This window comes from Rhizocola hellebori (assembly GCF_016862955.1).
GTDB classification, from domain to species: domain Bacteria; phylum Actinomycetota; class Actinomycetes; order Mycobacteriales; family Micromonosporaceae; genus Rhizocola; species Rhizocola hellebori.
In genome coordinates this window covers 1-18,081 of record NZ_BONY01000094.1, presented here as the reverse complement: position 1 = coordinate 18,081, position 18,081 = coordinate 1, and the positions used below count along the sequence as shown (strand labels likewise).

Below are 18,081 nucleotides of genomic sequence, written 5' to 3'. Positions count from 1 at the left end.
CGTCAGCCAACCGACGCGACGCGACGCGCACCTGCGTAGAGTCGCGATGTGTCGCCGATCCGCTGGCAGAGCCGCCCACCCCTGTTGACCGACGCCGTCTTCGCGCTGGCGGTCGGGGTGGTCACGATCGCCGGGTCGGTGGCGGCCGGACGGGACCAAACGGACATGACCCCGATCGACTCGACGGCCTACGTGCTGCTGGTAATCGGGGCGCTTGCCTTGGTGGCGCGGCGCAAACTGCCCGGTCTCGCCCTCGCCGGGACATTCGCCTGCACGGTCGCGTGGATCTATCTCAGCTACCCCTACGGCCCGATCTTCTTCTACGTCATGATCGCGATCTACTCGATGGCGGCCTGGTCCAGAACCCGCTACGCAGTCATCGCGGTCGCCCTGCTGCTGCTCGCCCACATTCCCTGGTCGCTCTGGGGCGAGACGGAGCCCGACTCGCTCACCTTCGCCGCCGTCACCACCGCCCTGTGGCTGCTGTGCCCGCTGGCCATGGGGATAGCCGTGCGCAGCCAGCGGCACGCCATCGCGCGGGCGCTGGAAGAGGAGCGCAGCCGCCACATCTATCAGGAACGCCTCCGGCTCGCCCAGGAGGTGCACGACGTGGTCGGGCACAGCCTCGCCGTCATCAGCATGAACGCGGGGGCCGCCCTGCACGTGCTGAGCAAGCAGCCGGGGCCGGAGCGGGTGGCCGAGTCGTTGCGCGCCATCCGCACCGCCAGCTCGGGTGCGCTGGACGAGCTGCGATCGGCGCTGCTGCACGGCGATGGGCCCGGCCTGGCCGCCTTGCCGAGCCTGCTTGCGGCCACCCGGGTCGACGGGCTCACCACCGAGCTGACGGTGACCGGAGAGAGGGCCGGGATTCCGTCCACAGTGGACCTCACCGGGTACCGGATAGTGCAGGAGTCGCTGACCAACGTGGTCCGCCATGCCGGGGCGAAACGGGCCTGTGTCACCGTCGCCTACCAGCCGGGCCGGGTGAGCCTGTCGGTGCTCGATGACGGCGCGGGCGGCCCGATCGGGCCCGGCGGGTCGGGATTGGCGAGCATGGCCGCGCGGGCCCAGGCCTTGGGCGGCTCGGTGCAGGCCGGACCGGGCCGGTCGGGCTTCGAGGTGAAAGCGGTCCTCCCCTACGAAATCGCGGCAGCATGATTCGGGTCGCGGTGGTGGACGATCAGGCGTTGCTGCGGCTCGGTGTTCGTACCCTCATCGAGGTAGAAACGGATCTGGAGCTAGTCGGCGAAGCAGAGGACGGCGTGGCCGGGCTCGCGCTGATCGAGGCGCACGTGCCCGACGTGGTGCTGCTCGACGTACGCATGCCGCGCCTGGATGGTCTCGAAGTGCTCAGGCGGGTCCAGCCGCCGACCAGGGTCATCATCCTGACCACCTTCGAGCTGGACGAGTACGTGTTCGAAGCGCTGCGCGCCGGAGCGTCCGGCTTCCTGACCAAGGACGCGGACCCGGCCGACATCCTGCGCGCGATCCGGGTGGTGGCGGCGGGCGACTCGCTGCTGTCGCCGGCCGTGACCCGGCGGGTGATCGAGCGTTTCGGCGTCGCCGCCGCGCCCGGCCCGAGCCGCAAGCCCCACCCCGATCTGCATCTGCTCACCGAACGCGAGCTGGAAATCGTGGGCTGGGTGGCGACCGGCCTGTCCAATGACCAGATTGCGGCCACGCTGCTGGTGAGCCCGGCCACCGTGCGCACCCACGTGAGCCGGGCTCTGATCAAGCTGGGGGCCCGCGACAGGGCGCAGCTTGTCGTCATCGCCTACCAGTCGGGGCTGCACCTCCCGGCGTAGCCGGCGACTACGTTGTGCCGCTGACGCGCGCGACCGGCCTTCCCGGCGAGCCTGTGCCGCATGAAATACAAATGGCCCGCCCTTGGCGCCTGGCTGCTGGTGGCCGCGCTGACCTTCCTGTTGTCCGGTTCGCTGACCGAGGTGGAGTCCAACGACGTTCGGGCTTGGCTGCCGGCCAGCGCCGAGTCGACCCGGGCGATCGACTTGGCGGACAAGGAGTTCAGCTCGGACGAACCCGAGGATCTCCTGATCGTCTATGCCCGTGACACCGGCCTGACCGACGCCGACCGCGATGCGGTGGCCGCACGCGCCGCCGAACTTGGCGCCCAGGGCCCGCTCCCGAGCGACGACGGCAAGGCGCTCATGCTCGTGCTTCCCTTCACCGCCGCCCAGTCGCTCGATCACGTGCGCTCGCAGGCCGCCGTTGCAGGCGGGCTGACGACGAAGGTGACCGGCCGCCCGGCCGCCGAGGCCGATTTCGACAAGGCTTTCGACTCGCTGGACACCACTCTGCTTCTGGTCACGGTCGCCGTGGTGGCCGTGCTGCTTCTGCTCACCTATCGCAGCCCGGTGCTGCTGTTGCTGCCGCTTATTTCGGTGGCCCTGGCCAACCAGCTGGCGACCGCCATCGTCTATGGGCTGTCCAAACATCTTGGTCTTGTGGTCGATCCGCAGAGCGCGGGCATCCTCACCGTCCTGGTCTTCGGCGCGGGCACCGACTATGCCATGCTGCTCATCTCCCGGTACCGGGAAGAGCTGCAGCGCAACGAAAATCGTCCCGCGGCCATGGCCAGCGCGCTGCGTCGCAGCCTGCCGGCGATCGCGGCGTCGGCGACCACGGTCATCCTCGCGCTGCTGGCTCTGGTCTTCGCCGACCTGAACTCGACCCGCGGCCTCGGCCCGGTGGCGGCGATCGGCATCGCCTGCGCCCTGCTCGCGATGACCACCTTGCTGCCCGCTCTGATCCTGCTGGGCGGAAGATGGGTGTTTTGGCCCTCGATTCCGAAGCGGGGCAAGGCAAGCTTCGGGATGTGGGGACGCATCGCCGCCTTCGTCACCAGCCACGCCCGCGCCGTCTGGATCGTCACGGCGCTGGGGCTGGCCGCGGCAAGCCTCGGTGCCACCACGCTTTCGGTGGGCCTGCGCGAGGCCGGCTCGTTCACCACCAAGCCGGAGTCGGTGGCCGGCTTCGAGCTGCTGGCCGCGCACTACCCGGCCGGCTCGAGCGAACCAGCCCAGGTCTACCTGCCCACGCCTGCCGCAAAGCAAGCAGCCTCACAGATCGCCGCCCTGCCCGGGGTCGACCACGTCGAGGAGCCGGAGCAAGGCGACGGGTGGACCGGCCTCAAAGTGGTTCTCAGCGACGATCCCGGCGGACAGCAAGCGGAGGCGACCGTAAAGCGGATCCGCGAGACGGTCAGGGTTATCGATCCCGCGGCGCTGGTGGGTGGGAGCACCGCCCAGCGGCTGGACCAGGATTCCACTATGGATCGCGATCTGCGACTGGTCATTCCGCTGATCCTGGTCATCGTGCTCGGGGTGCTCATCGTGCTGCTGCGCGCCTTCGTCGCGCCGCTCCTCCTGCTCGGCAGCGTCGTGCTCTCGTTCGGGGCCGCGCTGGGCGTCTCCGCCGCGATCTTCCACCTGATCGGCTTTCCCACGCTCGACAAGTCGGTGGTGCTGAACGGTTTTCTCTTCCTCGTCGCGCTCGGCGTCGACTACACCATCTTCCTGATGGTGCGGGCTCGCGAAGATGGCATGCCGAAGGCGCTCGCGGTCACCGGTGGCGTCATCACCAGCGCGGGCCTGGTGCTGGCCGCGACCTTCGCGGTGCTCACCGTGATGCCGATCGTCTTCATGATGCAGCTTGGGGTGCTGGTCGCGATCGGCGTGCTGCTGGACACGTTCGTGGTGCGCACCCTTCTGGTCCCGGCCCTGGTGCTCGACCTCGGCCGGCGAGGCGGCGGTCGTACCCCATAGGGGTATAGTGACCGGATGCGGGAAAAGTCCGAGCTGACGAAACTGGCGGTGTCGGCGACCTTGCACTGCCTCACCGGCTGCGCCATCGGTGAGGTGCTCGGCATGGTCATCGGCACCGCCTTGGGCTGGTCCAACGGGGCCACCGTGGCGCTGTCGATCGTGCTGGCGTTCTTCTTCGGTTACTCATTGACGATCCGGCCGGTGCTGCGTTCGGGCGTGCCCTTCGGGCAGGCGGTCAGGGTGGCGCTCGCCGCCGACACGGTTTCGATCGCGGTTATGGAGATTGTGGACAACGCGGTCATGCTGGGAATCCCGGGCGCGATGGAAGCTGGGCTGACAAGTTGGCTCTTCTGGGCCAGCCTCGCGTTTTCGCTGGCCGTAGCCTTCGTGGTCACGGTTCCGGTGAACCGGTGGCTGATCTCGCGCGGGCGGGGCCATGCCGTGGTACACGAACATCACTCGCACCATTAACATCGCCGCATGGATCTGACCGAGGCCGTGCGTCAGCACGAAGAGCTCTTCAACGACGCGGTGCGTTCCGGCGACTACGACGCGTTTGTGGAAACCTTCGCCGAAGACGCCGTGATGACCTTTGACGGGGTGCCGATCGGGCCCTTCAAGGGACGTCACAAGATCGCCGCCGCCTACGCCAACCAGCCACCCACCGACACGATGAGCATCTGGTCCATCGAGGAGGTGGCACCGGAGACCGCACTGGCCCGGTTCGACTGGGACAACGGCGGTTCGGGGTCCATGCAGGTCCGTTGGAGGGATGGCGAGGTGTCCGACCTCACCATCTCCTACGAGTCGTAACAGGTCTAGGTTGCTGCTATGAGCATCGTGCCGGACGACAAGGACTGGACCTGGGTCTTGCAACGGCCCTGCCCCGAATGCGGGTTCGAGGCGGAAATCGTTGCACGCGAAGAAGTTGCGCGGCTGATCAGGGAGAATGCGCACGACTGGCAGGAGGTCTTCGCCTCCCGCGCCGATCTGCGTGAGCGCCCGCGCCCGGACACGTGGTCGCCGCTGGAATACGGCTGCCATGTGCGCGATGTGTTCCGCCTCTACGACTATCGGCTCGGCCTCATGCTCAACGAAGACGACCCGACCTACCCGAACTGGGACCAGGACGCGACCGCGGTGCAGGAGCGCTACTCCGAGCAAGACCCGCAACAGGTCATCATCGAGCTATTCCTGGCCGCCCAAGCGCTGGCGGCCTCCTTCGCCAAGCTCGACGCCGACCAGTGGGAAAGGACCGGCGCCAGGAGCGACGGGGCGAAGTTCACCGTGGAGTCCTTCGCCCGCTACCTGGTGCACGATCCCATCCACCACCTCCACGACGTGACTAAGCAAGCCGCTCGATGACCATCGCCATGCCCTGACCACCACCCACGCACATCGTCTCCAGACCGAATTGCTTGTCGTGGAAGCGAAGCGAGTTGATGAGCGTGGTGGTGATCCGGGCGCCGGTCATCCCGAAGGGGTGCCCGACCGCGATCGCGCCGCCGTTGACGTTGACCTTTTCCAGCGGGATACCCAGGTCTTGATATGACGGGATCACCTGAGCCGCGAAAGCCTCATTGATCTCGACCAGGTCGATGTCGGAGACGGACATGCCGGCGCGGGCGAGCGCCTGCTTCGACGCCTCCACCGGGCCCAGCCCCATGATCTCGGGCGACAGCCCGGAGACGCCGGTGGCCACGATCCGGGCCAGCGGAGTGATGCCGAGTTCGCGCGCCTTGCGGTCGGACATGACCACCAGCGCGGCCGCGCCATCGTTGAGGGGACAGCAGTTTCCGGCGGTCACCCGGCCGTCCGGGCGGAACACCGGCTTGAGCCCGGCGACGGCCTCGTAGCTGACCCCGGCGCGCGGGCCGTCGTCCTTGGCGACCTCGGTGCCGTCGGCCAGCTTCACCGGCGTGATCTCGCGCGCCCAGAAGCCTTGCTGGATGGCCTTTTCCGCCAGATTCTGCGACCGGACACCGAACTCGTCCATCTGCTGGCGGCTGATCCCCTTGGCCAGCGCCAGGTTCTCGGCCGTCTGTCCCATCGTGATGTAGATGTCGGGCAGGCTGCCGCTTTCTCTGGGGTCGATCCATTCCTGGGTACCACCTTCGGCCGCGCGAGCCGTGCGCTCCCTCGCTTCGTCGAAGGCCGGGTTCAGCTCATAGTCGAATTTGACGTAGCGCGACACGGTCTCCACCCCGGCCGAGACGAAGACCTCGCCCTCGCCGGCCTTGATGGCGTGCAGCGCCATCCGCGTGGTCTGCAGGCTCGACGAGCAGAAGCGGTTGACGGTGACCCCGGACAGGTGGTCGTAACCGAGCAGCACCGAGACCACGCGGGCCAGGTTGTTTCCCTGCTCGCCGAAGGGCTCGGCGCAGCCGAGCATGAGGTCGTCGATCTGGGCCGGGTCAAGCTGCGGCACCTGGTCGAGCGCGGCGCGCACGATCTGGGCGGCGAGGTTGTCGGGCCGCATCGACGCGAGCGATCCCTTGAAGGCGCGGCCGATCGGGGATCGGGCCGCGGCGACGATAACGGCTTCAGGCATGGTCCGGCTCCTTGATGATGTTGTGCGCGGTAAGCCAGGCCAGAACTTCGCCGGCCACCGCGTCAGGGGTTTCCATCTGCGGGATGTGTCCCGCCTCCAGCTCGACAAAGCTCCAGTGCGGCAGGCGTTTGGCCGCCTCGCGGGCCGACGCGACAGGGATCAGCCGGTCGTAGGTGCCGTGCAGCAGCAGGACCGGCTGCCGGATCGCCTGCATCCGCCGCCAATAGGCGCTGGGACGGGCCAGCCCGCGCACGATCGAGCGCGCCGCCCCCAGATAGGCCGCGGTGTGGCGGCGCTGCCGGGTCAGCTCCTCCTCCATCGCCACCATGTCTTCCACCATCTCCGGCGACACCTTGCTTGGGTCCAAGCAGCAGCGGGTGAGCACCTCGGCCACGCGGGTCCGGGCCGGCACAGCCGCCCAGCGCCGCGCCAGCACGTACTCCCCCAACCCGGGAATGCCGTTGATGATGAACTGCTTGCGCACGGCGGGATCCACCTGCAGCCTGCCGATGAGCGGCAGCGTCGGATCCACCAGCACGAGCGCTTTGATCAGGGTGGGCTGATCGACGGCGGCCACCATCGAGACGTAGGCCCCCATCGAGTTGCCGATCAGGGTGAACTGCCCGGCTCCGGGCAGCCTCTGCAGAAAGCGCCGCAGCACACCGGCATTGGCCGCCACACTGGTGCGCCGGCCCGCAGCCGGGGTGCGCCCGAAGCCGGGCAAGTCCACGGCTACCGCGCGCACCTGGTTTTCCAGCAGTGGTGCCAGCGCGTTCCAGTTCAGGGAGCACCCGCCGAGCCCGTGGACGTAGACCACCCGAGGGGCGTCCGCAGGCCCGCCGAAGTCGGCGTAGTGAACCGGACCATCGATATCCATCATCATCTGCGGAGCTCCCTCTTCAACAGCTTGCCCGTGTCGCTCTTGGGCAGCGACGCGAGCACGCGTACCTCACGCGGGCACTTGTAGAGAGCCAGCCGTTCCCGGCAGTGGGCGATCAGCTCGTCTACGTCGATTGTGCACCCGGGCTTGGGCGCCACCACGGCAACGACTTCCTCGCCGAGCCGGTCGTCGGGCCGGCCGATGACGGCCGCCTCGGCCACCGCCGGGTGTCCATAGAGGACCTCCTCGACCTCGCGCGGATAGACGTTGTAACCGCCCCGGATGATGAGGTCCTTTATTCGATCGACGAGGAACAGGAAACCGTCGGGATCGCGGTAGGCCAGATCGCCTGTGCGCAGCCAGCCGTCGACGACGGTCTCGGCCGTGGCCAACGGGTTGCCGAAGTAGCCCTTCATCACCACATGCCCGCGCAGCCACAGCTCGCCCACAGAACCATCGGGCAGGTCGTCGCCGAGCGGGCTGACTATCCTGCATTGCACGCCCCAGATCGGCTTACCCACCGAGAGCGGCTTGCGCTGTGTCGCGCTCTGGTTCATGGTCGCGGTGCTTCCGGTCTCGGACATGCCGTAGCCCTCAAGGATCACGACGCCGAACTTCTTCTCGAACCCGGTCAGCAGCGCCTCGGGCATGGACGCCCCGCCGGAGGAGGCGAGCCTGAGGCAGGACAGGTCGCGGTCGCCCACTTCGGCCATCCACAGCGCGTGGTACATGGTGGGCACCCCGGCCAGGACGGTGATCCGGTGCTCGGCGATCAGGTCGAACACCGCCTGCGGCTCGAAACGCGGCACCAGAACCATCGCGCCGCCATAGCGCACAGCGCAGTTGATCAGGCCCGACAGGCCGTAGATGTGGAAGAACGGCAGGGCGGCCAGCGACACGTCCTCCGGCCGCACCCCGAAGGTCTCGCCCGCGATGGTGCAGTTGAGGTAGAGCTGAAAGTGGCTCAGCTCAGCGCCTTTGGGCTTGCCCGTGGTACCGCTGGTGTAGATGATCACAGCGGTGTCACCGGCCTGGGTGAGCGCCATCGGCACCGCAGAGCCGCTGCCCAGCAACGGATCGTCAAGGGTGTCGATGAGCAGCGCCGCCCCGGAGTCCTCCATCATGTGACCGATCTCGGCCGCCTTCAGCTGCGGGTTGATCGGCACCATCACCAAGCCCGCCTTGAGAATGCCGAAATAGGCGTAGAGAAACTCGAACGAGTTCGGCAGCTGCACACCCACCCGGTCACCGCAGTGCAGCCCAGCGCCGAGCAAGGCCCCGGCCACCCGGCCAGAGGCAGCGTCCAGCTCCGCATAGGTCAGCTTTCGCCCCTCAAGGACCGCCACCGCCCTATCCGGGTAGGCCGACGCCGACTCCGCCAAAATGGTGGCCAGGTTGAAGGTCATGACTGGTATTGCTTCAGCTCGCGCCGGGCCAGCGACATCTTGTGCACCTCGTCCGGGCCGTCGGCCAGACGCAGGGTACGCGCGGCCGCCCACAGCGACGAAAGCGGGAACTCCTGGCTGACTCCGCCGCCGCCGTGCACCTGGATCGCCTTGTCCAGCACCCATTCCGCCATCAGCGGGACAGCGATCTTGATGGCCTGGATCTCGGTGTGGGCGCCCTTGTTGCCCACGGTATCCATGAGCCACGCGGTCTTGAGCACCAGCAGGCGAGCCTGTTCGATGCGTACCCGCGACTCGGCGATCCAGTCCATCACCACGCCCTGCTGCGCGACCGGCTTGCCGAACGCGATGCGCGACTGGGCCCGCTGGCACATGAGCGAAAGCGCCCGCTCCGCCATGCCGATCAGGCGCATGCAGTGGTGGATGCGGCCCGGCCCTAGCCTTGCCTGAGCGATGGCGAAGCCATCGCCCTCGTTGGCAATCATGTTCGACGCTGGAACCCGTACCCCGGAGAAAATTATCTCGGCATGGCCACCGTGATGGCCGTCGTTGAAGCCGAAGACATGCATGCTGCGCTTGACGTCGATGCCCGGGGTGTCCCGTGGCACCAGGATCATGCTCTGCTGGCGGTGCCGATCGGCGTCGGGGTCGCTCTTGCCCATCACGATAAAGATCTTGCAGTTCGGGTTCATCGCGCCGGAGGCGAACCACTTACGCCCGTCGATGACGTATTCATCGCCCTCGCGGCGGATCGAGGTGGTGATGTTGCTCGCGTCCGAGGAGGCGACCTCCGGCTCGGTCATACAGAAAGCCGACCGAATCTCGCCTTCCAGCAAGGGTTTGAGCCACTGCTCCTTTTGCGCCTCGGTGCCGAATTGGGAGATCACCTCCATGTTGCCGGTGTCCGGGGCGGCGCAGTTCATCGCCTCGGGCGCCAGGTGCGGGCTCCACCCGGAAACCTCGGCCACGCGGGCATACTCCAGGTTGGGCAGGTCGCGGAATAGGTTCCACAACCCGCGCTCGCGGGCCGCCGCCTTCAGCTCCTGGACGATCGGCGCGGTAGTCCACAGTGGAATCGTCTCCAGCTGCTCCTCGAGCACCTTCTCAGCCGGGAAGACATGCGACTTCATGAAGTCTTGCAAGGTGTCGAGCAAGGGAAGGTCGTCGTGAGCGAAATGCATCATTGCCCCCTGAGCGCGTCGTGTCCTTGAGCGATAAGGCGCGGAACCAGCGGGCCCATGTCGGCGAAGCCCTCGCCCACGGTTTGCCCGGCCTGGTACCGGAAATGGATGCCCTCGGCGATCACCGCGAGCTTGTAGTTGGCGAACGCCAGATACCAGTCCAGCTCGGCCAGATCGAGCCCGCGTTTGACCGCGTACTGCTGCGCCAGCTCGGCGCTGGTAGGCGCGCCCGGCGGGAGCGCGACATCCTCGATGTGAAGGCGCCAATACATAAGCAGCAGACCGACATCGGTGAGCGGATCACCGAGCGTCGACATCTCCCAGTCGAGCACGGCCGCGATCGTGTCCTCCTCGGAGGAGATGCAGTTGTCGATGCGGTAGTCGCCGTGCACAATCGACGACTTCGACGACGCGGGCAGCTTCTCCACCAGAAGGTCGTGCAGCTCGTCGACCCCATCGATCTGGCGGCTCCGCGAGGACTCGTACTGCTTCTGCCATCTGCGCAGCTGCCTTTCCAGGTACCCGTCCGGCCGGCCGAAGTCGGAAAGCCCCACCGAGGCCGGGTCCACCGAGTGCAGCTCCACGAGCACATCGACCAGATTGCCCATCAGCCGCTCGATGCGGCGCGGCCCAAGCGTGCCAAGCGCTTCGGCCGTACGGTAGACCGGACCGGGGACGAAGCCCATCACATAGAACGAAGGATCCTCGCTAAGCGCGATCGCCTGTGGCACCGGCACATTGGTCGGCCCAAGCGCGCTGATCACACGGAACTCGCGAGCCATGTCGTGGGCGGTGGACAGCACATGGCCCAACGGCGGCCGCCGCACCACCCACTCGCCCTCCGGCCCGCTGACCCGGTAGGTGAGATTGGACTTACCCCCCGCGATCAGCTCACCCCCGCTGAGCTCCATACCGATGAGCCGGCTGGCCGCATCCAAGTCAAGTCCCGGCGGAAGTGTCATAGTTCCACCACTATCCGGCCCACCGACTCGCCCGCGCCGAGCTGGCGCAGACCGGCGGGCGCGTCGTCGAGGCTCAGCCGCCCGCCGATGAGCGGGTCCACCACCCCAAGCGCGGCAAGCTCGGTGAGCTTGGCGTGGCAGTCGGCGATCAGCTGGAGGTCGTGCTGTTTGTAGAGCCCCCAATGCAGGCCGACGATCGAATAGTTCTTCACCAGCGCGTGGTTGAGCGGGGGCGCCGGAACCGTGCCGCCGGCGAACCCGACCACGAGGATGCGGCCTTCGAACGCCACGCACTTGGCCGACCCCGCATAGGCCTCCCCACCGACCGGGTCGTAGATGACATCCGCGCCGCGGCCCTCGGTCACCTCTTTCACCACCGAGATGAAGTTCTCCGTACGGCGGTCCACCACCACGTCCGCGCCGAGCTGGCGGGCCACTTCGGCCTTGTCCGCCCCGCCCACCACGGCGATCACGCGGGCGCCGGCGGCCTTGCCCAGCTGCACCGCGGCGCTGCCCACCCCACCGGCGGCCGCGTGTACCAGCAGGGTCTCCCCGGCTTGCAGGTGGGCTCGCCGGTGCAGACCGAACCATCCCGTCTGATAGGCGATGTGCATGCTCGCCGCGGCCGCATCGTCCAATGCCGACGGTGCCGGGAAGATGTCCGCCTCATTCGCGAGCGCGTACTCGGCCAGAGCGCCCTGGGGCAGCACCGGGTTGCCGATGACGCGCTGGCCGGTCCCCACCACCTCGCCGCACAGCTCCACGCCCGGCGTGAACGGCAGCGGCGGGCGAACCTGGTACTGGCCGCGGCACAGCAACACATCCGGGAAGTTGAGCGCGGCCGCCTTCACCCGGACAACCACCTGGCCCGGCCCCGGCTCGGGCATCTCGACCTCATTGAGCTTGAGCACGTCAGCCGGCTCGCCGTGCTCGAACACCTGCCATGCCAACATATCGGGCTCCTACAGATAGATTCGGGAGACGGCCTCGGCGACACAGACCGGTTTATCGCCACCCTCGCGCTCCACGGTGACCCGTGAAACCAGCTGGGCGCCGCCCTCGATGTCCTCCACCGAGAGCAGCTCGAAACGTGCCCGCACCCGCGACCCGACCGGGACCGGGGCGGGGAAGCGCACCTTGTTCAGGCCGTAGTTGACGGCCATCCTTACCCCTTCCACCGTGGTCACGCCCTGCGCCAGCACGGGCAGCAGGGACAGCGTCAGGTAGCCGTGGGCGATGGTGGTGCCGAACGGGCCCTTCGCGGCGCGCTCAGGGTCGATGTGGATCCACTGGTGGTCGCCGGTGGCATCGGCGAACGTGTTGATCCGCTCCTGGGACACCTCGATCCAGTCGCTGAGGCCGACCTGGCTCCCGACCGCGGCCTTGAGTTCGTCGAGCGAGTTGAATGCCATATCAGGTATGTCCTTATCTGTAGCCACCGTCTACGTAGATGTTCTGGCCTGTGATGTAGGAGGCGTCCGGCCCCACCAGGAAGGAAACCACTCCAGCGATATCTTCCGGGGTTCCCACCCGCCTGATCGGCAACGCCTCGGCCGCGCCCTTGACGAACACGTCGAGCGGGACTCCCATCCGGCGCGCCGTCTCCTCGATCATCGGGGTGATGATGAACCCGGGCGAGATGCTGTTCACGTTGATGCCGAAGGGACTCAGCTCCAGCGCCAGGGTGCGGGTGAAGCCCTGAATCCCGGCTTTGGCCGCGGCATAGTTGGCCTGCCCCCGGTTACCCAGGGCCGAGGTCGAGCTCAGGTTCACGATTTTGCCGGAGCGCTGCGCCACCATCGTGCGCTGAGCCGCCCGCGAGCACAGGAAGGCGCCGCGAAGGTGGACTCCCATCACGGTGTCCCAGTCGTCATCGGTCATCTTGAACAGCATGTTGTCGCGGATGACGCCCGCGTTGTTGACGAGGATGTCCAGACCACCCAGCTCGGCCAGGGTGCGCTCGAAGGCGGCCTCGACCTGATCGGTGACCGCGACGTCGCACCCTATCCCGATCGCCCTGCCGCCCGCGCCATTAATCGCGTCAACGGTTTCCGCCGTGTCCGCCTCGCGCAGGTCGATCACGGCTACCGCCGCGCCGTCGCTGGCGAGCCGCTTCGCGGTCGCCGCGCCTATCCCTCTTCCCGCGCCGGTGACGAGGGCTACCGTCATTTCCCGTCCTCCTTCTTCGACAGTCCATTGAGGACGAAGTCGGCTAGTTCCTTGGCGATGACCGCCGCCGATTTGGGGCCGTCCGGCCGGTACCACGTATGGATGTCATTGGTGAAACCAAAAATGGCCCACGACACAACTTCCGGCGAGGTCGTGCTGGAAAACTCCCCGCTTTCCTGCGCCTCCCGGATCACCTTGCGCACCCTGTCCTGATAGCGGCGCCATGCGGCCTGCAAGGTCTGCCACCGCTGCGCATCCAGGCGCGAGCCTTCGCGGCCGAAGACGGTGACGGCTCTGGTGCGGGCCGCGGTGGTGATGACCAGATCATCGATGATCTCGCGGATGGTCGTGGCCGGGTCGCTGTGCTGCGCCACGATCCGGTCCAGGCCCGCGGTCTGCTCGGTGAAAAGCGAGTTGTATATCTCGAAAAGCAGGTCTTCCTTGGCCGAGAAGTAGTGATACAGCGCGCCTTTGGTCACCCCGGCCCGGGCCACCACCTGCTGCACCGAGGTCGCGTCGTAACCCTGTTCGGCGAACAGCTCCTCCGCCGCCGCCAGCACCTTCTCGCGCGTATTCATCACCACACGTCTTCCATCAACGCGTTGTCGGTGCGTTCGAGGATCTGGCGGCGCACGCTCAGCTCCGGCAACACGGTCTCGCCGAAGAACTTCGACACGGCCACCTTCTGCTCGCTGATCTGCGCGCTGCGCGCCAGCAGCCAGCCGATGACGAGATCGCCCACGCTCATCAGCAGGCGGGTCGTGTTCTGGCCCACCTTGTAGATTTCGTCGGGCTGGTCTTTCGCCGCTTTCTGCCAGGCGAGCATGGTGTCGACCATCGCGCGGACCTCGGCGAGCGCGCCCTTCACCGCCTCGTCGGGCACCTGCTCGATCTGCGCGAACAGACGGTTCAGGCATTCGGCGTTGTCGCGCACTATCTTGCGGAAGAAGAAGTCCTGCCCCTGAATCCCGGTCGTGCCCTCGTACAACGTGTCGATTTTAGTATCGCGAATATATTGCTCGATCGGATAATCCTGTAGGAACCCAGATCCGCCAAGTGTTTGCAGCGACAGCATGAGCATTTCGCTGGCCCGCTCCGAGCCCACCCCCTTGACGATCGGCAGCAGCAGATCGTTCATCCCGGGGTCGCCGCGGTCGAGCACCGAGGCCGTGTAGAGATAGGTCGACCGCAGCCCTTCGGCGTAAGCGCGTTGCAGCATAAGCATCCGCCGCACGTCCGGGTGCCGATCGATGGTGACCCGCGGCGCGGTCTTGTCCGCCGCCCGGGTCAGATCCGCCCCCTGCACGCGAATCTTCGCGTACTCCAGCGCGTTGAGGTACCCGGTCGACAGCGCCGCGATCGCCTTCACGCCCACCTGCATGCGCGCCGACTCGATCACCTTGAACATCTGCGCTATTCCGTCGTGCACCCCGCCCACCAGCCAGCCCACCGCCGGCTCGTTGGCACCGAGCGTCAACTCACACGTGGTCGAAACCTTGATGCCCATCTTCTTCTCAACATTGGTCGCGTAGACCCCGTTGCGCCCCTTGAGTTCCCCGGTCTCGGCGTCGAAGAGATACTTGGGCACCACGAACATCGACAGCCCCTTCGTCCCCGGCCCGGCCCCCACCGGCCTGGCGAGCACGAAATGCACAATGTTCTCCTCCAGGTCATGCTCACCGGACGTGATGAACCGCTTCACGCCCTCGATGTGCCATGACCCGTCGTCCTGCTGCTTGGCTACCGTGCGCCCCGCGCCCACGTCCGACCCCGCGTCAGGCTCGGTCAGCACCATCGACGCCGCCCACCGCCGATCAATCATGATCTCAGCGATCCGCCGCTGCTCCGGTGTCCCTATCGTGTGCAGCAACCCCGCAAACGACGGCCCCCCGCCGAACATGAACACTGGCGCCTGTGCCCCCTGGATCAGCTCAACCAGCGCCCACCACAGCATCCGAGGCGCGCCCTGCCCACCCGCGGCGACAGGCATGTCCATCCGCCACCACTCGGCATCCATCCACGCGCGGTAAGACCTCTTGAACGCCTCCGGCATCCGCACGCTGTGGCTCGCTGGGTCATACACCGGCGGATCCCGGTCCACCTCAGCAAACGACTCCGCCACCGGGCCACTGGCCAGCCGCTCCACCTCGGTCAGCATGTCATTGACGGTGTCGACGTCAAGCTCGTAACCCTCAAGCAAGTCGCCCATGCCCAACAGCTCGAACAGGTTGAACCGCAGGTCCCCGACATTGCCCCGATAGTGAGTCATGACCGCCATCACACCCCCACACCCGACCTCCTGTCAATACCGACCGGTCGGTATGCCCTTCCCCCACGCCCGCCTTTCTGATGCCTTTCTATTGCGCCGGTCCGTCGTGCTTGCGCGCCGCAAACTCCCGTGCGGCAACGAAGGCCCGTGCTCAGCAGCGCCCGGCGGCTGCGCCGCCGACCCAGCCCCTCGCTGGAAGGCAGGTCAACCGTGGCGCGCCCGCCAGTCGTTATAGGCCGCCATCTGCTTCGCGTCGAACTTCTCGACCGGCCGCCTGCGCGGGCCACGCAAGCCGAAACTGACCGTGCTCCACAGCGGTGTGCTCCTCCACAGAGCCTGCAACGCCGGAAGGTGCTCCACCTCCCACAAGACCTCACGCAAGGCATCGGCCATCGCAGGACCCGTCCGCCCGTGATAGACGCCGCTGCCCTGTGTGTTCAACTCCCCGACGTCGGCGAAGGCGGCTTGATCTCGGAACACCATGTCAAGGCTGAGCTTCCAATGCTCAGGTGCATACCCTGTCGGCGCAGGCCAGGCAGCCTCCACGGCCAGATGCCTACAGAACGACAGGCTCGGCAGACCGTCACTCCAACTCGGGCGACCCCACGCCACCTCGAACCCGTCTTCGAGCCCTGCTTGATTCGGCTCCAGTCCGTCGATGTCGATCGCCAGGAAAGCCCAGAAAACCCGCCAGGCCGACTCCGGACTTTCCACACGATTCGGGTCCAAACCCTGATCGCGGATCATGTCACGCAGGACGTCTGCTGCATCCGGCCACAACACGAGCACGCCACAAACTAACAGCCCACCCGCGACGCTTCAGCGCAAAGCATGCGGCCGAAACTCGCCAACATCTGGCGCTTCTCGCCGTCGAAATCACCCGGGCTAAGGCGCGCTGGGGTGCACCACATAACGACGGCCCAAGGGGCTACGCCACACGAACACTCCCGGCCTGACCTGAACCAGATGCCACCAGCCCTCATGCTTCGCACGATGGTGATATCTACATAACGGCCCGAGATTGCCCACCACTGTCAGGCCGCCGTGCTCATAGGCAATCGTGTGATCCAGATCGGCATAGATCGCCGGACGCCGGCAACCCGGAGCCCGGCAGGTGCGATCCCGTGCGCGCACATGCCGCGCCATCGCCGCAGTCGGCCGCCTCCGGGTGGCGCCGGTGAATATCTCGCCAGTGGCTGAGTCACGGATGGTGAAAGTCCACGGCGAGCGACGTTGCTGCGCGGCGACCTGACGGGCGATGTCGGCAATGACCGGGCCGAAGCCATTGAGGTGACCCGGCTGATCATTGAGCCGCGCCAGCATCTCCAAATCACCAGTCAGCTCAACCCCGCCCCGCTGACGCGAACCGCCAGCACAACCACAGCAGTGATCGCCGCCGCGACCCATGTCACCGCCCACGCCCGAGCCAGTGCCGCCGCCGTCGCCACTGCTCGGGCCGCTCCCCGCGCCATCACCGCCGCCCGACCCAGTCCCACCGCCCGAGCCGGTGCCGCCGCCCGCGCCACCGCCAAAGCCGTCGTTGCCCGAGCCGCCGCCCGACCCAGTCCCACCGCCCGAGCCGCCCGACCCAGTGCCGCCGCACGACCCAGTGCCGCCGCCCGACCCAGTGCCGCCGCCCGACCCAGTGCCGCCGCACGGGCCGGTGCCGCCGCCCGCGCCACCGCCAAAGCCGTCGTTGCCTGAGCCGCCGCCCGAGCAGGTGCAGTTGCCCAAGCCACTGTTGTCGCTCGGTCCTTTGCCGACACCCGAGTCGCTGCGGCGACGTTTGCTACCGGGCACGTGAGCGGTGGGATAGCTGTGATGGCTGCAGGTGTTGCCCTGCAACAGGTTCAGGAACGTGTCCGCACGCAACTGATCCATACTGCGCGGATCGCCGGCCTGCTTCATCGCACGGGCCAGGGCGGTGAGCCGGTTGGAGGCGGCCAGGGCACCCTCGGCGGGCAGATTGATACCCAGCAGGGTGGCGCAGCTATCCTCGCCCTTCTGTAACTCCACCCGCCGGCCACGCACCCGCACCCGATGCCGCTTTGCCGCCGCGTCGGGGTCGGCCTGGATGACCAGTTTGGCCAGCCGCGGCCCCAACTCACCGGTCGTCAAACCCGGCGCCACCGGCAGGATCGTTTCTACGACGGCGCGGGCCGTGGCCAGATCCAGAGTGCACACGCCGTCGGCGATGACGCGGGCTTTGGCCAAATCGACATCACCAGCCGCCATCGCAGCATGCAGCGCAGGCAAGCGGCGCACAACAGTTTGGGCCAGCTCCAGCTGCACATCGGCGGCCCGACGGGTCAACGTCAACGCGCAGGAAATCTCGAACCCGGCGAACTCCGCCTTCGGAGTGGCTTCGGCCACCTCGACCATATCGGCCAGCAGGCCGGCGTTCTCTTGCGCGATTCGCCGCGCACGGGAGATCATCCGCTCCATCACCCCCGTGTCGAACATGTGTATGAGACTATCCAACCCCACCGACAAAAATTGAAACCAGCTGATCTTGTCGAGCCAAGCCGACCGGGCGGGGAGCACGGGCATCGCATCGCCGCCCGGAAGCTGGCGTTGCCCCTAGGCACCTCACCAGCCTGATGCAGAGATGGACATACCCACGAAGAGTGGTCGTGGCCTGAACAGCTTGGAGGTGAACCAGCGCCTACGGGTCGACGGCGCAGCCGTCGGGCGCGGCCAAGCACGCAGGTGGCGTTGCCGCCGGGAGATGCGGCGAGCGACCACGACGGAGCGGCGCAATAAGGGAACGAAGGACAACCGGGACTGAAGCAGTTTCCCTTGGCGCGCAAGAGATGGGGTGCGGAGGGCAAGGGGGCGGGCAGGCGGGGCGGCCGGATGAGGCATCAAGTGGCACGGC

At 67.1% G+C, this 18,081-nt stretch carries 18 protein-coding genes; 6 read left to right on the top strand and 12 right to left on the bottom strand.

The window, feature by feature from the left end:
* Nucleotides 1–48: 48 nt before the first annotated feature.
* From Rhe02_RS42180 to Rhe02_RS42155, 6 genes are read left to right on the top strand one after another with little or no spacing between them, the layout of a single operon-like run.
* Nucleotides 49–1,158: a sensor histidine kinase gene (locus tag Rhe02_RS42180; RefSeq protein WP_203914143.1), complete on the top strand. Its 1,110-nt coding sequence runs from the start codon at nucleotides 49–51 to the stop codon at nucleotides 1,156–1,158.
* Nucleotides 1,155–1,805 (top strand): response regulator, encoded by a 651-nt coding sequence (locus Rhe02_RS42175; protein WP_203914142.1) that lies wholly within the window; start codon nucleotides 1,155–1,157, stop codon nucleotides 1,803–1,805. The genes Rhe02_RS42180 and Rhe02_RS42175 overlap by 4 nt, the downstream gene beginning before the upstream one ends.
* A 60-nt stretch (nucleotides 1,806–1,865) precedes the next feature.
* Nucleotides 1,866–3,785 (top strand): MMPL family transporter, encoded by a 1,920-nt coding sequence (locus Rhe02_RS42170; protein ID WP_203914141.1) that lies wholly within the window; start codon nucleotides 1,866–1,868, stop codon nucleotides 3,783–3,785.
* A gap of 15 nt (nucleotides 3,786–3,800) precedes the next feature.
* The gene (locus tag Rhe02_RS42165; RefSeq protein ID WP_203914140.1) at nucleotides 3,801–4,256 is read left to right on the top strand and encodes a DUF4396 domain-containing protein; all 456 of its coding nucleotides are present in this window, start codon (nucleotides 3,801–3,803) and stop codon (nucleotides 4,254–4,256) included.
* 9 nt (nucleotides 4,257–4,265) lie between these two features.
* Nucleotides 4,266–4,598, top strand: coding sequence for a YybH family protein (locus Rhe02_RS42160; protein WP_203914139.1), 333 nt, complete (start codon nucleotides 4,266–4,268; stop codon nucleotides 4,596–4,598).
* A gap of 18 nt (nucleotides 4,599–4,616) precedes the next feature.
* Nucleotides 4,617–5,150 (top strand): DinB family protein, encoded by a 534-nt coding sequence (locus Rhe02_RS42155; protein ID WP_203914138.1) that lies wholly within the window; start codon nucleotides 4,617–4,619, stop codon nucleotides 5,148–5,150.
* Here the strand turns inward: Rhe02_RS42155 and Rhe02_RS42150 are convergent.
* From Rhe02_RS42150 to Rhe02_RS42095, 12 genes are all read right to left on the bottom strand, one after another.
* Nucleotides 5,131–6,336, bottom strand: coding sequence for an acetyl-CoA C-acetyltransferase (locus Rhe02_RS42150; protein WP_203914137.1), 1,206 nt, complete (start codon nucleotides 6,334–6,336; stop codon nucleotides 5,131–5,133). The genes Rhe02_RS42155 and Rhe02_RS42150 overlap by 20 nt on opposite strands.
* Nucleotides 6,329–7,219, bottom strand: a complete 891-nt coding sequence (locus Rhe02_RS42145) for an alpha/beta fold hydrolase (protein ID WP_203914136.1) — start codon at nucleotides 7,217–7,219, stop codon at nucleotides 6,329–6,331. Before Rhe02_RS42145 ends, Rhe02_RS42150 begins: the two co-directional genes overlap by 8 nt.
* A complete protein-coding gene (locus Rhe02_RS42140) occupies nucleotides 7,216–8,622 on the bottom strand; it encodes a long-chain-fatty-acid--CoA ligase (RefSeq protein ID WP_203914135.1) in 1,407 nt (468 codons plus the stop codon). The genes Rhe02_RS42145 and Rhe02_RS42140 overlap by 4 nt, the downstream gene beginning before the upstream one ends.
* Nucleotides 8,619–9,803 (bottom strand): acyl-CoA dehydrogenase family protein, encoded by a 1,185-nt coding sequence (locus Rhe02_RS42135; protein ID WP_203914157.1) that lies wholly within the window; start codon nucleotides 9,801–9,803, stop codon nucleotides 8,619–8,621. Before Rhe02_RS42135 ends, Rhe02_RS42140 begins: the two co-directional genes overlap by 4 nt.
* Nucleotides 9,803–10,765: a phosphotransferase family protein gene (locus Rhe02_RS42130; protein ID WP_203914134.1), complete on the bottom strand. Its 963-nt coding sequence runs from the start codon at nucleotides 10,763–10,765 to the stop codon at nucleotides 9,803–9,805. Before Rhe02_RS42130 ends, Rhe02_RS42135 begins: the two co-directional genes overlap by 1 nt.
* Complete coding sequence (locus Rhe02_RS42125; RefSeq protein ID WP_203914133.1) at nucleotides 10,762–11,718, bottom strand: NADPH:quinone oxidoreductase family protein; 957 nt, start codon at nucleotides 11,716–11,718, stop codon at nucleotides 10,762–10,764. The genes Rhe02_RS42130 and Rhe02_RS42125 overlap by 4 nt, the downstream gene beginning before the upstream one ends.
* Before the next feature lie 9 nt (nucleotides 11,719–11,727).
* Complete coding sequence (locus Rhe02_RS42120) at nucleotides 11,728–12,177, bottom strand: MaoC family dehydratase (protein ID WP_203914132.1); 450 nt, start codon at nucleotides 12,175–12,177, stop codon at nucleotides 11,728–11,730.
* A gap of 13 nt (nucleotides 12,178–12,190) precedes the next feature.
* Nucleotides 12,191–12,934: a 3-oxoacyl-ACP reductase FabG gene (gene fabG / locus Rhe02_RS42115; RefSeq protein WP_203914131.1), complete on the bottom strand. Its 744-nt coding sequence runs from the start codon at nucleotides 12,932–12,934 to the stop codon at nucleotides 12,191–12,193.
* Entirely contained in the window at nucleotides 12,931–13,512 is a 582-nt protein-coding gene (locus Rhe02_RS42110) for a TetR/AcrR family transcriptional regulator (protein ID WP_203914130.1), read from the bottom strand. The genes fabG and Rhe02_RS42110 overlap by 4 nt, the downstream gene beginning before the upstream one ends.
* On the bottom strand, nucleotides 13,512–15,203 hold the full coding sequence (locus tag Rhe02_RS42105; protein ID WP_203914129.1) for an acyl-CoA dehydrogenase: 1,692 nt from the start codon (nucleotides 15,201–15,203) through the stop codon (nucleotides 13,512–13,514). The genes Rhe02_RS42110 and Rhe02_RS42105 overlap by 1 nt, the downstream gene beginning before the upstream one ends.
* Before the next feature lie 204 nt (nucleotides 15,204–15,407).
* Nucleotides 15,408–15,950 carry a hypothetical protein gene (locus tag Rhe02_RS42100; protein ID WP_203914128.1) on the bottom strand — a complete coding sequence of 181 codons (543 nt, stop codon included), beginning with the start codon at nucleotides 15,948–15,950 and terminating at the stop codon, nucleotides 15,408–15,410.
* Nucleotides 15,951–16,088: 138 nt separating this feature from the next.
* Nucleotides 16,089–17,666: an HNH endonuclease signature motif containing protein gene (locus Rhe02_RS42095; protein ID WP_203914127.1), complete on the bottom strand. Its 1,578-nt coding sequence runs from the start codon at nucleotides 17,664–17,666 to the stop codon at nucleotides 16,089–16,091.
* Nucleotides 17,667–18,081: the final 415 nt, after the last annotated feature.

What these genes read in the sequence shown, in the direction of transcription:
- Rhe02_RS42175 (WP_203914142.1), top strand. Translation starts at nt 1,155, where the DNA reads ATGATTCGGGTCGCGGTGGTGGACGATCAGGCGTTGCTGCGGCTCGGT.
- Rhe02_RS42170 (WP_203914141.1), top strand. Translation starts at nt 1,866, where the DNA reads ATGAAATACAAATGGCCCGCCCTTGGCGCCTGGCTGCTGGTGGCCGCG.
- Rhe02_RS42165 (WP_203914140.1), top strand. Translation starts at nt 3,801, where the DNA reads ATGCGGGAAAAGTCCGAGCTGACGAAACTGGCGGTGTCGGCGACCTTG.
- Rhe02_RS42160 (WP_203914139.1), top strand. Translation starts at nt 4,266, where the DNA reads ATGGATCTGACCGAGGCCGTGCGTCAGCACGAAGAGCTCTTCAACGAC.
- Rhe02_RS42155 (WP_203914138.1), top strand. Translation starts at nt 4,617, where the DNA reads ATGAGCATCGTGCCGGACGACAAGGACTGGACCTGGGTCTTGCAACGG.
- Rhe02_RS42150 (WP_203914137.1), bottom strand. Translation starts at nt 6,336, where the DNA reads ATGCCTGAAGCCGTTATCGTCGCCGCGGCCCGATCCCCGATCGGCCGC.
- Rhe02_RS42145 (WP_203914136.1), bottom strand. Translation starts at nt 7,219, where the DNA reads ATGATGATGGATATCGATGGTCCGGTTCACTACGCCGACTTCGGCGGG.
- Rhe02_RS42140 (WP_203914135.1), bottom strand. Translation starts at nt 8,622, where the DNA reads ATGACCTTCAACCTGGCCACCATTTTGGCGGAGTCGGCGTCGGCCTAC.
- Rhe02_RS42135 (WP_203914157.1), bottom strand. Translation starts at nt 9,803, where the DNA reads ATGCATTTCGCTCACGACGACCTTCCCTTGCTCGACACCTTGCAAGAC.
- Rhe02_RS42130 (WP_203914134.1), bottom strand. Translation starts at nt 10,765, where the DNA reads ATGACACTTCCGCCGGGACTTGACTTGGATGCGGCCAGCCGGCTCATC.
- Rhe02_RS42125 (WP_203914133.1), bottom strand. Translation starts at nt 11,718, where the DNA reads ATGTTGGCATGGCAGGTGTTCGAGCACGGCGAGCCGGCTGACGTGCTC.
- Rhe02_RS42120 (WP_203914132.1), bottom strand. Translation starts at nt 12,177, where the DNA reads ATGGCATTCAACTCGCTCGACGAACTCAAGGCCGCGGTCGGGAGCCAG.
- fabG (WP_203914131.1), bottom strand. Translation starts at nt 12,934, where the DNA reads ATGACGGTAGCCCTCGTCACCGGCGCGGGAAGAGGGATAGGCGCGGCG.
- Rhe02_RS42110 (WP_203914130.1), bottom strand. Translation starts at nt 13,512, where the DNA reads ATGAATACGCGCGAGAAGGTGCTGGCGGCGGCGGAGGAGCTGTTCGCC.
- Rhe02_RS42105 (WP_203914129.1), bottom strand. Translation starts at nt 15,203, where the DNA reads ATGACTCACTATCGGGGCAATGTCGGGGACCTGCGGTTCAACCTGTTC.
- Rhe02_RS42100 (WP_203914128.1), bottom strand. Translation starts at nt 15,950, where the DNA reads ATGATCCGCGATCAGGGTTTGGACCCGAATCGTGTGGAAAGTCCGGAG.
- Rhe02_RS42095 (WP_203914127.1), bottom strand. Translation starts at nt 17,666, where the DNA reads ATGTTCGACACGGGGGTGATGGAGCGGATGATCTCCCGTGCGCGGCGA.